Annotated in this window: 15 protein-coding genes; 11 read left to right on the top strand and 4 right to left on the bottom strand. The window is 68.4% G+C overall.

Annotated elements, in window-relative coordinates; genetic code table 11:
• Positions 1 to 17 precede the first annotated feature (17 nt).
• The 11 genes from C5F75_RS20530 to C5F75_RS20480 all read left to right on the top strand — a co-directional run bounded on the left by C5F75_RS20530 (position 18) and on the right by C5F75_RS20480 (position 11,565).
• On the top strand, positions 18 to 1,418 hold the full coding sequence (locus C5F75_RS20530; RefSeq protein WP_104012665.1) for an ATPase: 1,401 nt from the start codon (positions 18 to 20) through the stop codon (positions 1,416 to 1,418).
• A gap of 35 nt (positions 1,419 to 1,453) precedes the next feature.
• Entirely contained in the window at positions 1,454 to 2,293 is an 840-nt protein-coding gene (gene cpaB / locus C5F75_RS20525; RefSeq protein ID WP_059577632.1) for a Flp pilus assembly protein CpaB, read from the top strand.
• Positions 2,294 to 2,397: 104 nt separating this feature from the next.
• The gene (locus C5F75_RS20520) at positions 2,398 to 4,326 is read left to right on the top strand and encodes a type II and III secretion system protein family protein (protein WP_104012664.1); all 1,929 of its coding nucleotides are present in this window, start codon (positions 2,398 to 2,400) and stop codon (positions 4,324 to 4,326) included.
• A 20-nt stretch (positions 4,327 to 4,346) separates the two neighbouring features.
• On the top strand, positions 4,347 to 4,643 hold the full coding sequence (locus C5F75_RS20515; RefSeq protein WP_059577636.1) for a hypothetical protein: 297 nt from the start codon (positions 4,347 to 4,349) through the stop codon (positions 4,641 to 4,643).
• A 25-nt stretch (positions 4,644 to 4,668) separates the two neighbouring features.
• Positions 4,669 to 5,940: a pilus assembly protein TadG-related protein gene (locus tag C5F75_RS20510; RefSeq protein WP_104012663.1), complete on the top strand. Its 1,272-nt coding sequence runs from the start codon at positions 4,669 to 4,671 to the stop codon at positions 5,938 to 5,940.
• A 13-nt stretch (positions 5,941 to 5,953) separates the two neighbouring features.
• Positions 5,954 to 6,487: a TadE/TadG family type IV pilus assembly protein gene (locus C5F75_RS20505; protein ID WP_104012662.1), complete on the top strand. Its 534-nt coding sequence runs from the start codon at positions 5,954 to 5,956 to the stop codon at positions 6,485 to 6,487.
• The gene (locus C5F75_RS20500) at positions 6,484 to 6,927 is read left to right on the top strand and encodes a TadE/TadG family type IV pilus assembly protein (protein ID WP_059637711.1); all 444 of its coding nucleotides are present in this window, start codon (positions 6,484 to 6,486) and stop codon (positions 6,925 to 6,927) included. The genes C5F75_RS20505 and C5F75_RS20500 overlap by 4 nt, the downstream gene beginning before the upstream one ends.
• Positions 6,928 to 6,949: 22 nt before the next feature.
• Positions 6,950 to 8,158, top strand: coding sequence for an AAA family ATPase (locus C5F75_RS20495; RefSeq protein ID WP_060010530.1), 1,209 nt, complete (start codon positions 6,950 to 6,952; stop codon positions 8,156 to 8,158).
• An 18-nt stretch (positions 8,159 to 8,176) separates the two neighbouring features.
• Positions 8,177 to 9,544: a CpaF family protein gene (locus C5F75_RS20490; protein ID WP_060313794.1), complete on the top strand. Its 1,368-nt coding sequence runs from the start codon at positions 8,177 to 8,179 to the stop codon at positions 9,542 to 9,544.
• Between the two features lie 32 nt (positions 9,545 to 9,576).
• Positions 9,577 to 10,554: a type II secretion system F family protein gene (locus C5F75_RS20485; protein WP_059577655.1), complete on the top strand. Its 978-nt coding sequence runs from the start codon at positions 9,577 to 9,579 to the stop codon at positions 10,552 to 10,554.
• A gap of 36 nt (positions 10,555 to 10,590) precedes the next feature.
• The gene (locus tag C5F75_RS20480) at positions 10,591 to 11,565 is read left to right on the top strand and encodes a type II secretion system F family protein (protein ID WP_060313788.1); all 975 of its coding nucleotides are present in this window, start codon (positions 10,591 to 10,593) and stop codon (positions 11,563 to 11,565) included.
• A 267-nt stretch (positions 11,566 to 11,832) separates the two neighbouring features.
• Here C5F75_RS20480 and C5F75_RS20475 read toward each other — a convergent pair whose 3' ends face one another.
• From C5F75_RS20475 to C5F75_RS20460, 4 genes are all read right to left on the bottom strand, one after another.
• Positions 11,833 to 12,789: a SphA family protein gene (locus C5F75_RS20475; protein ID WP_104012760.1), complete on the bottom strand. Its 957-nt coding sequence runs from the start codon at positions 12,787 to 12,789 to the stop codon at positions 11,833 to 11,835.
• Positions 12,790 to 12,825: 36 nt separating this feature from the next.
• The gene (locus tag C5F75_RS20470) at positions 12,826 to 13,353 is read right to left on the bottom strand and encodes a flavin reductase family protein (RefSeq protein WP_060967112.1); all 528 of its coding nucleotides are present in this window, start codon (positions 13,351 to 13,353) and stop codon (positions 12,826 to 12,828) included.
• A gap of 5 nt (positions 13,354 to 13,358) precedes the next feature.
• Positions 13,359 to 14,597 (bottom strand): styrene monooxygenase/indole monooxygenase family protein, encoded by a 1,239-nt coding sequence (locus tag C5F75_RS20465; protein WP_104012661.1) that lies wholly within the window; start codon positions 14,595 to 14,597, stop codon positions 13,359 to 13,361.
• 64 nt (positions 14,598 to 14,661) lie between these two features.
• A complete protein-coding gene (locus tag C5F75_RS20460; RefSeq protein WP_059577664.1) occupies positions 14,662 to 15,450 on the bottom strand; it encodes an SDR family oxidoreductase in 789 nt (262 codons plus the stop codon).
• Between the last annotated feature and the right edge of the window lie 21 nt (positions 15,451 to 15,471).

The following is a 15,471-nucleotide window of genomic DNA, read 5'->3' as shown; positions in this document are numbered from 1 at the left end:
ACGAGGACGCAACGATCATGAACACGAACCATACCGAACCGAGACGCGACGCGCAGGTGGCACGCCTGCCCGATCCGCTGCCGTCGCGGGAGGTCCACACGAAGCTGGGCGCGCAACTGCCGCCGGCGCCGCGCTCGCTAGCGGAAACCGGGTTGAGCATGGCGTTCGTCGCCGGCCTCGTGCTGAAGTCGACGCTGGTGCTCGGCCGCCCGTCGTACGGCGACCTGGTCGAGCGGCACTGCCTGCCGCTCGCGGTGCTCGACGACGTCTTTGCATTCCTGGTGCGCGAGCATCTCGTCGAGCTGACCCATCGCGGCGCGACCGATCTCGACGTGACGTTCCGCCTGACCGATGCGGGCCGCGTGCTCGCGCTCGAGGAGCGGGAACGCAGCGGCTACAGCGGGCCCGCGCCGGTGACGCTCGACGCGTATCTCGCGAGCGTGGCCGCGCATTCGGTGCGCAAGCTGCACATCGGCCAGAGCGACGTGTGGGCCGCGTTCGAGGGCGTCGTGATCGACACGGCGGTGCTCGATGCGGCGGCCGCCGCGCTGAATGCGGGCCGGCCGCTGCTGATCTACGGCCCGGCCGGCAGCGGCAAGACCTTTCTCGCCGAGCGGCTCGGCTCGCTGATGCACGGCCGCGTGCCGGTGCCGCACGCGATCTGCGCGGCGGGCGAAGTGATCCAGGTCTACGACCCGCTCGTGCACGTCGATGCGCAAGCCGCGTGCGGCGGCCAGTCGGTCGATCGGCGCTGGCGTCTGTGCCAGCGCCCGGTGGTGATGTCGGGCGGCGAGCTGACGCTCGACGAACTCGACCTGCGTCGCGACGAAGCGGCCGGCTTCTACCAGGCGCCGCCGCACATGAAGGCGAACATGGGCATGTACGTCGTCGACGATCTGGGCCGCCAGCGCGTCGAGCCGCGCGACCTGCTCAACCGCTGGCTGCGTCCGCTCGATCGCGGCGTCGATTTCATGACGCTCGAATCCGGCAACCGCTTCGTGCTGCCGTTCGACGTGTGGCCCGTGTTCTCGAGCAACCTCGCGCCGGAGCAGTTCTGCGACGACGCGTTCATGCGCCGCCTCGGCTCGAAGCTGCACGTCGGCGCGATGTCGATCGACGACTACCGCGCGGTATACGACGCGGCCTGCGCGACGCTCGGGCTCGTCTCGGCGAGCGATGCCTTCGATTTCCTGCTGCATCGGCTGCATCTGCCGACCGGCAAGGCGTTTCTTGCGTGCTTCCCGGCGGACCTGCTGCGCCTCGTGGCCGCCGGCGCGCGTTACCGCGGCGATCCGCCCGAGGTGACGCACGACGCGCTGTACGACGCGTGGGCGAGTTATTTCGGCGCGGCGCCCGAACGGGACGGCGGCCATCCGCCGCCCATCGAGCGCGGAGGCCGTACGTTCGTCACCGGTTGAGCGGTTTCTTTCACGATTCGTCGAGGAGCATTGCCATGAAAAACAGTCGAGCGGTCATGATGCTGGTCGTCGCGATGATCGCGGGTCTTGCCGCGGTCGTATTCGCCTCCCACTGGCTGATGCAGACATCCACGAGCTCGGTCACGTCCGTCGCGGTGGCCACCACCGACCTGAACCTGGGCGAGCCGCTCGGGCCGAACCAGATCCACATGGTGAGCTGGCCGTCGGGCAGCGTGCCCACGGGCGCGTTCACCGACACGAAGGCGCTCGAAGGGCGCGTCGTGCGCACCAGCCTCGCGCGCGGCGAGCCGGTGATCGAGTCGAAGCTCGCGCCGGTCGGCACGAAGGGCGGGCTGTCCGCGGTGATCGCCGACGGCAGCCGCGCGATCACGGTGCGCGTGAACGACGTGGTTGGCGTCGCGGGCTTCGCGCTGCCCGGCAACTACGTCGACGTGATCGTCAACACGCAGGAACAGCAAGGCAAGACCGACGGGCAGAGCATCTCGAAGATCGTGCTCGAGCACATCCTCGTGCTCGCCGTCGCGCAGCAGGTCAGCCGCGACGACACGGCGCCGAAGGTGGTCAACGCGGTGACGCTGGAAGTCACGCCCGACCAGGCCGAACGGCTCGACCTCGCACGCAGCGTCGGCACGCTGTCGCTGGTGCTGCGCAACCAGGTCGACCAGAAGACGCTGGCCACCGGCGGCGCGACGAAGATGACGCTGCTCGGCAAGGCGCCCGCACCGGAAGCGCCGCCGGCGCCCGTCCATGCGCGGCCGGTGCGCGTGCACGTCGCGTCGCATGCGGCACCGGAAGTCCGGCGCGACTGCGTCGGTGTGCTGTCGGGCGTGAAGGGTAGCGTCGAATGTTTCTGAAGCAGATCGAACCAGCCAGATAAACAAACCGGCCGCCGGCAACGCGCGACGGCCTTGGAAGTCGATAACCGGCACGGCGCCGGTCTCTCGGGGGATCAGACGAAATGAAGATCAAACCGCAACGCACAGGTACCGGCCCACTGCGCACACGCGTCGCACGGGGCACGATGATGGCCGCGATCCTCTGTTCGGGATGGCTGACCGTATATGGCGCACTCGCCCAGGAAGGCATCGAATCGGCGGTGCTGACCAAGGGCGGCGCCAGCGCGCCGGCCGCGGTCGGCAAGGGGCCGATGCAGATGACGATCAGCATGTCGCCGGCGCCGGCCGCCGCGCCCGCCGCATCGGCGGGGCCGCTGCGCGGGCCGAACTGCGTCGGCGCCGTGCGCGAATCGACCAGCGTCGCGGTGCCGCTCGGCAAGTCGCTGCTGGTGCCGATGCCGGAGCCGGTCCGCAACCGGACGATCGGCAATCCGGCCGTCGCGCAGGCGACGATGGTGTCGCCGCAGACGCTGTACATCCTCGGGCTCGCGGTCGGCACGACCAACATGATCGTGCAGGGCAGGAGCGGTGCGTGCCGCGTGATCGACGTCGCGGTCGGCGCGGACGCAGGCGGCCTGCAGGCGTCGCTGCTGCAACTGATGCCGAACGAGCGCGACATTCACGTGTCGACGGCGGCCGGCACGATCGTGCTCGCCGGCACCGTGTCGAGCTCGCAGGCCGCGCAGCAGGCGGTGCAGATCGCCCACGCATACGGCGACAGCGCGGGCGATGCAGCGGGCGGCGGCAAGCAGGGCGGCGGCGTGCTCAACATGCTGAACGTCACGTCGCCGCAGCAGGTGATGCTCGAGGTGAAGGTGGCCGAGGTGTCGAAGACGCTGATCAACCAGATGGGCAGCGCGTTCAACATCCAGGGCGGGTTCGGTTCGTGGAGCGGCGCGCTGGTCAGCAACCTGCTCGCCGGTGTCGCGAGCGGCGCCATCTTCAACAAGGCGAACAACAAGCCGTTCAGCATCGCGGCCGACGCGCAGAACACCGACAACCTCGTCAAGATCCTCGCGGAGCCGAACCTCGTGACGATCAGCGGCCAGGAAGCGACGTTCCTCGCGGGCGGCAAGATCTTCATCCCGATCCCGCAGAGCAGCGGCAACGGCACGTCGTCGATCACGCTGCAGGAAGAGGAATTCGGCGTCGCGCTGAAGTTCACGCCGACGGTGCTGGCCAACGGCCGGATCAGCCTGAAGGTCGCGCCGGAAGTGTCGGAGCTGTCGCAGACGGGCGTCACGCTGAGCGCGACCAACATCGGCGGCACGTCGATCCTGCCGCTGATCACGACGCGGCGCGCATCGACGACGGTGCAGATGAGCGACGGCGAATCGTTCGCGATCGGCGGGCTGATCAAGGACAACGCGACCGGCGCGCTGAAGGCGATCCCCGGCGTCGGCGAAGTGCCGGTGCTCGGCGCGCTGTTTCGCAGCACGTCGTTCCAGCAGGACCGCACCGAGCTGATTTTCCTGATCACGCCGCACCTGGTGAAGCCGCTGCAGACCGCGGACGTCGCGCTGCCGACCGACAGCTTCTCGAAGCCGAACGAAATCGACGTGTATGCGACCGGCAACATGGAAGGCCGCCGCGGCGTGCGCAAGGCAGGCGCCCAGCCGATGCAGCCCGCGAACGATGCCGCCGCCGCGCCGCAGACACCGGCCCAGGGGCCCGCACCCGCTCCGGCGCCGAAATCGGAGGCCCCGGTCGCGCCGGCCGCGCTGCCCGCGCCGCGCGCGCCGCAAGCCGACGTGCAGCAGCCGGTGCCGGCCGAGCCGCCGAAAGCGGCGCCGGTCGCGGCCGCCGCGCCGCAGCCCGATGCGGCCACCGCGGCGCGTGTCGCGCGCATCGAAGCCGCGGCCGCGCGCCTCGCGGCAGCCGGCCCCGATACGCCGGCCCAGCCGGCGGTGCGCGCGAAGCACCGGATCGCCGCGGCGCCCAACGCGCAGATTGCGCGCGCCGGCGCGGAACCGCAGTCCACCGATCGTTGAAGCCATCCAAGGGGAAGCTCATGAAATCCGCCTACCTCGTATTCGTGCGCCGCGCGGCGCTCGCCGTCCCGCTCGCGTTCGCGCTTGCCGGCTGCATGTCGTCGACCCCGGTGTGGGACAGCCGCTTCGGCGACTCCGTCCGCACCGTGATGCACGCCCAGATCATCGATCCGCATGCCGGCGAACATCCTTCGTCGGCATCGGGAGTCGACGGCAACGCCGCCGCGGCCGCGCTCGACAACTACGACAAGTCGTTCAAGCAGGCCGTGCCGCCCGCCAACGCATTCGTGATCGGCATCGGCAAGGCCACGCAGTAACGACACCACGCTCAGGGAGAACGCCATGAACCGCGCAGCCCGCTATCCGAAACTCACGCGTCGCAGCCCGCATCGCCAGCGCGGTGCCGTCGCGATCATCGTCGGCCTCTCGCTGGCGGTGATGATCGGGTTCGTCGGGCTCGCGCTGGATCTCGGCAAGCTGTACGTCACGCGCAGCGAACTGCAGAACAGCGCCGATGCCTGCGCGCTGTCGGCTGCGCGCGACCTGACCTCGGCGATCAGCCTGTCGGTGGCCGAAGCCGACGGCATCGCCGCCGGCCATCTGAATTTCGTGTTTTTCCAGAAGAAGTCGGTGCAGATGTCGACGAACGCGAACGTCACGTTCAGCGATTCGCTGACCAACCCGTTCCTGACCAAGAACGCGGTCACGAACCCGGCGAGCATCAAGTACGTGCAGTGCACCGCGACGCTGAGCAACATCGCGCACTGGTTCATCGAGGTGCTGAACGTGCTGCCGGGCACGAAGCTCGCGAATGCGGCGGAAGTGTCGGCGAGCGCGATCGCGACCGTCGGCGGCGGGCAGACGACCTGCGCGATTCCGGTGTTCGTGTGCCGCGGCCCGTCCGACCCGGCCTACAAGGTCGGCGACTGGATCTCGTCGCCGTCGGGGTCGTCGTCCACGTACGGGCCCGGCAACTTCGGCTGGGCGGCGCTCGACGGCTCGACGAACGAAACGACGCTCGCGAGCGAGCTGTCGGGCAATACCTGCAACATCACGAGCCCGCCCGATCTGGCCACCACGGGCATGAAGGCGGCGTCGCAGCGTGCATGGAATACGCGCTTCGGCATCTACACGAACGGCGCGAACGGCTCGAGCGGCCAGCCCGACTTCACCGGCTACGCGTATGTCGGCCCGAACTACGGGCCGCCGGGAACGCCGGGCATCAAGGGTGACGCGTACACGCAGTTCGTGGCCGACCGCGCGAGCTTCAAGCCTTACCAGGGCGACGGCGCGCCACCGTCGGGCAGCGGCATCGCCACCAACGGCACGGCGACGGCGAGCAACTACGCGACCTACGGCAGCGACCGCCGCCTCGCGCTCGCGCCGGAAGGCGACTGTTCGGCGCTGAAGGGCACCAGCGGCAAGGTGCACGTCACGCAATGGGATTGCGTGTTGATGCTCGATCCGCTCCCGTTCAGCGCCGGCAGCGGCGCCGTCGTCGCGCACCTCGAATACCTCGGCTCGTCGGTGTCGGGCAACAACCCGTGCGCGACGCACGGCTTGCCGGGCAGCGGCAGCGCATCGGGCACGCAGGTGCCGATGCTCGTTCAATAGCGGAGAGACGATCATGAAGAAGCCGCCGATTCGTCGTTCGCGCACCCGCGGCGTCGTCGCCGTCGAGTTCGCGCTCGTGCTGATGCCGATGATCATGCTCGCGACGGGCGTGGCCGAATTCGGCCGCGCGATTTACCAGTACGAGACGCTGACCAAGGCCACGCGCGATGCGGCACGCTACCTGTCGGTCTGGCTGCCGACCGACAGCGCGTATCCGGTATCGCAGGCGCAGTGTCTCGTCGTCTACGGCAGCACGACGTGCGGCACGTCGGGCACCGAGCTCGTGCCCGGGCTCACGACGTCGATGGTCACGATCTGCGACGCACAGCGCACGACCGGCTGCAGCGATGCGTCGGACCCGTCGCAGTTCGCGAACCTGCCCACCTACGATTCGAACAACAACGCGCCGAGCGGCACGGCCACGGGCGCGATCAACGTCGTCGAAGTGAAGATCTCGGGCTACCACTACCAGCCGATCCCCGCGTTCCCCGGGTTGCCGTCGATCACCTTCGGCAACATCGTCACCGTGATGAGGCAGGTGTCATGAATGCGCGCCATTTCCCGCTGTCACGCCGGCGCACGCAGCGCGGCGTCGCGATCGTCGAATTCGCGCTGATCGCGTCGGTGCTGATCATGCTGCTGATCGGCATCTTCGAGTTCGGCCGCGTGCTGTTCTACTGGAATACCGCGAGCGAGGCCGTGCGCCTCGGCGCGCGCACCGCGGTGGTGTGCGACGTGAACGCCGCGGGCGTCGTGAAGCGTGTGCGATCGCTGCTGCCGCTGCTGTCGAACGCGAACGTGTCGGTGAACTACACGCCGGCGAGTTGCGACATCAACACGTGCTCGTTCGTGACGGTGAGCGTCACGAACGTCACCGTCAAGACCATGATCCCGTTCATGAACGTCACGGTGAAAATGCCGCCGTTCACGACGACGCTGCCGCGCGAAAGCCTGAATTCCGCGACGGGCGGCTCCGCCTGCAACTAATCGAAAAGACGAGGCACACGACATGATCAACATCCTCGTAGCTTCCGACGATACCGCGCGGCTTTCGCAGATCGCGCGTCTCGTGGCCGACTGCGGACGCTATCGCACGACGCGCGCCACCGGCCGTCCGTCGCAGATCGAACATCGCACCGACGGGCTCGACGCGTTCGACATCCTGCTGATCGACGGCACGTCGCTCGAGCCGTCCGAGCTGTCGGCGATCGAGCGCATCTGCCGCGCGCATGCGGGCCTGACCTGCATCCTCGTGACGGCCGACGCTTCGCCGCACGTGCTGCTCGATGCGATGCGGGCGGGCGCGCGCGACGTGCTGCAGTGGCCGCTCGATCCGCAGGCGCTCGGCAACGCACTCGGCCGGGCGGCCGCGCAAAGCACGCCGCGCGATACCGACGACACGCGCATCGTGTCGTTCCTGTCGTGCAAGGGCGGGGCCGGCACGAGCTTCGCGGCCGGCAACGTCGCGTTCGAGATCGCCGAGGGTTTCAAGCGCCGCGTGCTGCTGATCGACCTGAACCAGCAGTTCGCCGACGCGGCGTTCCTCGTCAGCGACGAAGCCCCGCCGTCGACGCTGCCGCAGCTGTGCGCGCAGATCGAGCGGCTCGACAGCGCGTTTCTCGACGCGAGCGTCGCGCACGTGACGGACAACTTCCACGTGCTCGCGGGCGCGGGCGACCCGGTCAAGGCTGCCGAGATGCGCGAGGACGCGCTCGAATGGATACTCGGCGTCGCCGCGCCGCGCTACGACTTCGTGATCTTCGACGTCGGCGTCGCCATCAACCCGCTGTCGATGGTCGCGCTCGATCGCAGCGACCAGATCCAGATCGTGCTGCAGCCCGCGATGCCGCACGTGCGCGCCGGCCGCCGGCTGCTGGAGATTCTCGTGTCGCTCGGCTACTCGACCGACCAGATGCGGCTGATCGTGAACCGCACGACGCGCGCGAGCGAGCGCACCCGCACCGCGCTCGAGGAAGTGCTCGGCCTGCACGCGGCCTGCACGATTCCCGACGACGCCGACACCGTGCTCGAAGCGATCAACCAGGGCCATCCGGTGTCGCGGCTCGCGCGCGGCTCGGCGGTCGCGCGTGCGTTGCAGGGCTGCGCGAAGCAACTCGTCGACGGCGGAGTGCGCGCGGGACGCGGCGCGACGCACAGCGAACCGTTGATGTCCCGGCTGTTCGGCCGCAAGGCCACGCCGAAGCTCAAGTCGATGTAATTCTTTCGGGGAACCATCATGTCATTGCGCGAACAGATGTCGTTGCACCGGGCCCAGCCGATGGCGGCGGGCAGCGAGCCGGCCGGCCCGGCGCATTCGTCGGTGCGCGACGCATACCAGAAGCTGCGCCGCGAAATTCACCTGGCCGTGCTCGAGCGCGTGGAGCTCGAGCGCCTGTCGCGGCTGCATCAGGATCAGGTCCGCATGGAGATCGGCTCGCTGATCGCGCGCATCCTCGACGAGGAGCGGATGCCGGCGAACGACATCGAGCGGCGCCAGCTCGCGATCGACGTGTACGACGAGATGTTCGGCTTCGGCCCGCTCGAGGCGCTGCTGCGCGACCCCGGCATCTCCGACATCCTCGTGAACACCTATCGGCAGGTCTACGTCGAGCGCTGCGGGCAGCTCGAACTGACCGACGTGACGTTCTACGACGACGCGCACCTGATGAAGGTGATCGAGAAGATCGTGTCGCGCGTGGGGCGCCGCATCGACGAATCGAGCCCGATGGTCGATGCGCGGCTGCCGGACGGCTCGCGCGTGAACGCGATCATCCCGCCGTCCGCGATCGACGGGCCGCTGATGTCGATCCGGCGTTTCGCGGTCAACCCGCTGAAGATGGACGACCTGGTGCGCTTCCACAGCCTGACGCCGCCGATGGCCGAGCTGCTCGACGCGCTGTCGCGCGCGAAGGTGAACGTGCTGGTGTCGGGCGGCACGGGCAGCGGCAAGACGACGCTGCTCAACATCCTGTCCGGCTTCATTCCGCGCAACGAGCGGATCGTGACGATCGAGGACGCGGCCGAGCTGCAACTGCAGCAGCCGCACGTGCTGCGGCTCGAAACGCGTCCGCCGAACATCGAGGGCAAGGGCGAGATCACGCAGCGCACGCTGGTGCGCAACGCGCTGCGGATGCGCCCGGACCGGATCATCCTCGGCGAAGTGCGCGGCGCCGAAGCGCTCGACATGCTCAACGCGATGAACACGGGCCACGAAGGCTCGCTCGCGACGATCCATGCGAACACGCCGCGCGACGCGCTGACGCGGCTCGAGAACATGGTCAGCGTGTCGGGCCTGACGCTGCCGCCGAAGACGATGCGCCAGCAGATCGCGTCGGCGATCTCGGTGGTCGTGCAGGCGGCGCGGCTGACCGACGGCAAGCGCAAGATCGTCAGCATCCAGGAGTTGACCGGGATGGAAGGCGACATCATCAACATGCAGGAGATCTTCACGTTCAAGCGCACGGGCGTGGACCGCGACGGCTCGGTGCGCGGCCACTTCTGCGCGACCGGCGTGCGGCCGAAGTTCGTCGAGCGGCTGCAGGCGTTCGGCATCAACCTGCCGGATTCGCTGTACGACCCGTCCGTGCGTTACGAAACGGACTGACGACAGGCGCCGTGTGCTGCCGGGGAGGCCTCATGAATGCGATCTTTTACGGTTTTGTGATTCTTACCTTCGTCGCGGTCGTGCTGTCGATCGAAGGCATCTATCAATGGTGGAACGCGCGGCACGGCACCGCCGCGCGCCGGATCGAATCGCGCATTCGCGCGATGTCGGCCGGCGGCAACGTCCAGCAGGAGCGGCTGTCGATCCTGAAGAAGCGGATGCTCGACGAGTCGAAATCGTTCGACCGGCTGCTGCTGCGCATGCCGCGCGTGCACGCGCTCGATCTCGTGATCCAGCAGTCGGGCCTCGACTGGACGCTGCCGAAGCTGATCACGCTCAGCGCGACGTTCGCGGCGTTCGCGTGGTTCGCGGCGAGTTTCGCGCGCTTGCCGCAACTGGCCGCGGTGCCGATCGCGCTCGTCGCCGGCTGGATGCCGATGGCGTACGTGCTGCGCTGCCGCGCACGACGGATGCGCAAGCTCGAGCGGCAGTTGCCGGACATCTGCGACATGATCGCGCGCGCGCTGCGCTCCGGTCATTCGTTCACGAGCACGCTCGGGATGGTCGGCGACGAGTTTTCCGAGCCGATGGGCGGCGAATTCCGCGTCACGTTCGACGAGGTCAACTACGGCGTGTCGCTGCACGACGCACTGATGAACCTCGCGACGCGCGTGCCGGTGCAGGACCTGCGCTACTTCGTGATCGCGGTGCTGATCCAGCGCGAGACGGGCGGCAACCTGGCCGAGCTGCTCGACAGCATCGCCGGGCTGATCCGCGAGCGCTTCAAGCTGTTCGACAAGGTGCGCGTGCTGTCGGCGGAAGGGCGGCTGTCGGCGTGGATTCTCGGGCTCTTGCCGTTCGGCACCGCGGCGGTGATGGCGCTGCTGAACCGCGAATTCCTGTCCGTGCTCTGGGAGGATCCCGCGGGCATCCGGATGGTCGGCACGATGCTGGTGTCGATGCTGTTCGGCCTGTTCTGGATCCGCCGAATCGTGCGCATTCGCGTCTGACGCGCGCGCCGAATAACGAACCGTTGCGAGGTTGTCATGCAAAACCTGAGCGTGGTCCAGGCCGTGATGCTGGGCGGCTTGTTCATCTTCGTGGCCGGCGGCGTGCTCGTCGCGATGCTGCTGTTCGCGCCGCGCAGCATCCAGCGCCGGATCGAGCAGGCCGGCGGAGCCGGGGCGGGCGCCGTCGCCGGCCCGGGCGACGGCGACGACATGGCGTCGCGCTGGGTCGCGAAGCTGGTCGAGCTGTCCACCCCGATTTCGAAGCTGTCGGTGCCGAAGGAAGGCTGGGAGAGTTCGCCGCTGCGCATCCGGCTGATGAATGCCGGCTGGCGCAACCAGAGCGCGGCCGCATTGTATTTCACCGCGAAGACGGTGCTCGCGCTCGGCCTGCCGTGCGCGGCGCTGCTGGTGCTGATCACGACGTCGCTCGGCGACGAGCGCGCGCTGCTGTCGCTGATCCTCGTCGCGCTCGCCGGCATCGGTTACTACATCCCGAACGTCGTGCTGTCGCAGCGGGTCAAGGTGCGCCAGCAGAAGATCTTCGAGGATTTCCCGGACGCGCTCGACCTGCTGACGGTGTGCGTCGAAGCGGGGCTCGGGCTCGACGCGGCACTGATGAAGGTGAGCGAGGAACTGCGGTTTCGCAGCGAGGTGGTCGCGAGCGAACTCGATCTGCTGCTGCTCGAGATGCGCTCCGGCTTCACGAAGGAAACGGCGCTGCGCAATCTCGCGCTGCGCACCGGCGTGGAGGACATCGAATCGTTCTGCGCGATGCTGATCCAGGCGGACCGGTTCGGCACGAGCATCAGCGAATCGCTGCGCGTGCTGTCGGACATGCTGCGCACGCGGCGTCGGATGCGCGCGGAGGAACGCGCGGCGAAGATCGCGCTGAAGCTGCTGTTCCCGCTGATCTTCTGCATTTTCCCCGCGCTGATGGTGGTGCTGCTCGGCCCGGCGATGATTCACGTGTATCGCGTGCTGCTGCCCACGTTCGTCGGCATCGCGCAATGAGCGATGCACGGATGCGGCTGCGTTCGCATCGATAAAGGCTACGTGTGCCGGCCTCCGGGCCAATCGGCGGCCGGCACTGCGACAGGCTTCATGGAGGCTCCCTCCCCAGGCGGCGCCGCGAGACAGATCGACCATAGCGGCGTCAATGTATCCTCGACCCATGGTCGATCATGGAACAAGCCGTAGTCCACCGCCTTCACGGCTGCCCCCTACTGCTAACCGTTTGACACGGCGTGCGCCGGATCGGGGCGGCCGGCGCGCGGTGCGTCACTGAAAATGATGCACGTAGCGCAGTACCATCCGCGTCCCCTGGGGCCGGTTGCGCGCATACGTCTCGAAGTACGCGTTGAACAGCAGGTGATCGTGCGGCGAGAAGCTGACCATCGCCCCCGGCCCGATCGCGAATACCGCTTCCCGCGTGCCCGGCACCTCCTGCCCGTTGGCCTTCATGTCGGTGGTCTGGCGCAACCAGTAGCCGTTGAGGCCCAGCCGCAGGCCGGGCCGTACTTCGTACTCGGTCGCGAAGTTCACGTGGATCGCCTGGCCGGCCTGCGTCGACGTCACGTCGGGCCCGAGTGCCGTGGCCGGCTGATGGTTGGTCGCGTTCCACAGATAGTGCAGCCGCCACGATACGGTCCATTTCGGCGTGACCCACAGCGTCGCCGCCCAGTACGGATCGAACGACCAGAAATGGCTGCCCGGATTGATCGCGCGCGACGGATCGTACGCGCCGGTCGGCACGATGAACTGGAATTCGACGCGCTGCGCGAAGCGCGGGCCCTGCGCGCCCATCACCGGGTCGAACTGGACGAACGGGCCGATCAGCAGATCGCCGAAGCCGGCGCGCGCATTCAGCGCGACGTTGCCGATGCCGTCGTCGGTCCGCGCGGACGCGATCCACGGCAGGATCACGTCGAGGCCCGGATGCATGCCGGCGAACGTCAGCGGCGACTGATAGACGAGCTGGCTCAAGCCCGCGAACAGGTCGATGTCCTGCTTCGGCAACCCGACCTTGTTGCCCGCATTGTCGTTGACGCGGCCGGCCGTGTAGTACTGCAGGTACTGCGTACCGTACCAGCCGGCGCCGGCCGGCGGCATGCCGTCGAGGAAACTCGTCATGCCGAGGTTGACCGCCGGCAGGTCGGTCGCAAGGGCCGGCGCGTGGCCGGCGAGACCGACGAGCGCGAAGCCTGCGGCGACGAGCAGGCGAGAGCCGAATTTCATGTTCACCACCTCCTGGAGATTATTTGGATGTACTAATCAAAGCGCGCGTGAAAGATCGGGATGATCGGCGATCGCGCGATACTGGCCGGCATGGAACACGAGCGGCGCCTTGCCGAACGCGTCGAACTGCTCGATCTCGCCGATGAAGAGCAAATGATCGCCGCCTTCGTAGTGGCCGACGTTGCGGCACACGAAGCGCGCGCTCGCGCCGTCGAGGCAGGGCACGCCGCCGCTTTCCGACTCCGCGTGCGGCACGCCGTCGAACTTGTCGGCGCTGGGCGTCGCGAAGCGGCGCGACAGGTCGATCTGGTCGTGCGCGAGGATGTTGATCGCGAAATGGGTCGCCGCGACGAAATCCGGGCGGCTCGGCGCGACCTTGCGCAGGCTCCACAGCACGAGCGGCGGATCGAGCGACAGCGACGAGAACGAATTCGCGGTGAGCCCCACCTTGCGCCCGTCGGCCGCGCACGTGGTGATCACGGTGACGCCGGTCGGGAACTGTCCGAACGCGGCGCGCAACTGCATCGGGTCGAGGGCCGGACGGTCGGTAACGGTCGTTTCCATGACGGTTACTCCGCTCGCACGCTGTGTTGCCGGATCAGCGCCGCGCACGCCGACGGCTCGAACCACCAAGGCGAGAACCGGCGCGGATCGTCGAAGCCGTCGACGATCACCTTGGCAAGCGACGGCGACTGGCCGGCCGCGCCGAGCAGTTCGAGGATGTGCGGCGGCGGCGGGGTGAGCAGCGAGTTGGTCCAGCGCACGACATGCTGCGCATAGGCCCAGTAGCTTTCGAACGTCTGCTGCATCCAGTCTTCGCCGAACGGCGCGGCGTCGCGCGCGACGATCGCCGCGAAATACGCGTTCGCGCATTTCGCGGCGTTGTTCGAGCCCTGGCCGGTGATCGGATCATTGACCACCACCGCGTCGGCCATCCCGAACACGGTGCGGCCCGACGGCAGCCGGAAGAACGGCTTGCGTACCGTCGGCGCGAAGCGCCCGGCCAGCGTGCCGTTCGGATCGGTGAGCTCGACGTCGCGGCTGCGCTCGAATTCCCACGGTACGTACTGCTGCAGGAACGACAGGCTCCGGTCCAGATGCTGCTCGGGCGTCTTCACGTCGGCCCAGCGGTCGAGCGGGCCGCCCGGGATGCCTTCGAACACCATGATTTCGCACGGGCCGGTGGTGGTCAGCGCGGGAAACACGAAGTACTCGCCGATGCCCGGCAGCAGGTTGAAGCGCACGCGCGAATACGGCTCGCTCGGCGTCATCCCTTTCACGTAGGTGAGCGCCAGCGCACGCTGGGGGCGGTCGAACGGGCTGCGCGCATCGTCGCGGCCGAGCAGGTTGACGATGTCGCCCTTGCCCGCCGCGAGCAGCACGAGGTCGTGGCTGCGCGCGAGTTCCTCGAGTTCGGGCACGCCGATGTCGCCGATCCGCACGTCCGCGCCGCGGCGGCGGACGCCGTCGAGCCAGTCGGCCATCTTCACGCGCTGGTCGACCGACTGCGCGTAGCGGGTCAGCCGCGACGACCAGTCGATCACCTTGCGGCCGTTGCCGTCCGGGTGCGGCACCGCGATGCCGATGCCTTCGACGGACGGGCACGCTTCCTCCCACGTATTCAGGCCGAGATCGCGCTCGATCTGCAGCGACGTGTGGAACATGCACTGGCTCGACATGACCTTGCCCGAGCGGATCTGCTCCGCGTCGCGGTTGGTCGCGAGCGTGACGTGGTAACCCTGGTCGAGCAGGGCGAAGGCAAGTTGCAGGCCGGACTGGCCGGCGCCGACGATAGCGATGCGTCTCATGGGAGTGTCCTTGGTTGGCCGTGTGGCGGCCGGAATGATTGCGTGAAGGGGCGGCGCGAAGCGGTCACTCCGCGAGCCGCGGAATCGCCGGCACCGCCTGTTCGGGGCCCATCGCGGCATAGCCGCCGTCCACCGCGTAGTCGGCGCCCGTCACGAAGCTCGCGGCGTCGCTGCACAGGAACGTGACGACCTGCGCGACTTCCGACGGATCGCCGACGCGGCCGAGCAGGTGGAACGGCGCGGCGACGCGATCGGTCTTCGCGCGGTCGCCGTGCGTCAGCTCGTCCATCACGCGCGACCAGGTCCAGCCCGGCGACACCGAGTTGACGCGAATGCGATCGGGCGCGAGATCCATCGCCATGCTGCGCGTGAGCTGTCGGATCGCGGCCTTGGAGGTCGGATACAGCCAGCGGCCGGTCTGCGCGCACTGCGCGGAGATCGAGCTGAAGTTGACGATCGCGCCGCCGCCGCGCCGGGCCATGTGCGGATGCACGGCCTTCGCGAGCATCGCCGCCGACACGACGTTGACGTCCATCGCCGCGAGCCAGTCGTTGCGGGTCGCGTGGATGCCGTTGTCGACGTAGCTGCACGCGAGGTTGACGAGCACGTCGATCGCGCCGAACCGTTCGACGATCGTCGCGATCGCACGCTCGATCGCGCGGTCGTCGGTGATGTCGAGCGCGAGGAACAGCGCCCGTTCGCCGAGCGATGCGGCAACGCGTGCGCCGTTGTCCGCATCGAGATCGAGGATCGCGACGCTCGCACCGGCGCGGCTCAGGTCCTGCGCGACCGCGGCGCCGATCAGCGTGGCGCCGCCGGTGACGAGCGCGACTTTGCCAGCAAGGGCATTCATGGGATGTCTCCGGGAATCGTG

The organism is Burkholderia anthinoferrum, assembly GCF_002925705.1.
Lineage (GTDB): Bacteria > Pseudomonadota > Gammaproteobacteria > Burkholderiales > Burkholderiaceae > Burkholderia > Burkholderia semiarida.
The sequence above is the reverse complement of the archived record's forward strand: the minus strand, read 5'-3'. Positions and strand labels throughout refer to the sequence as shown.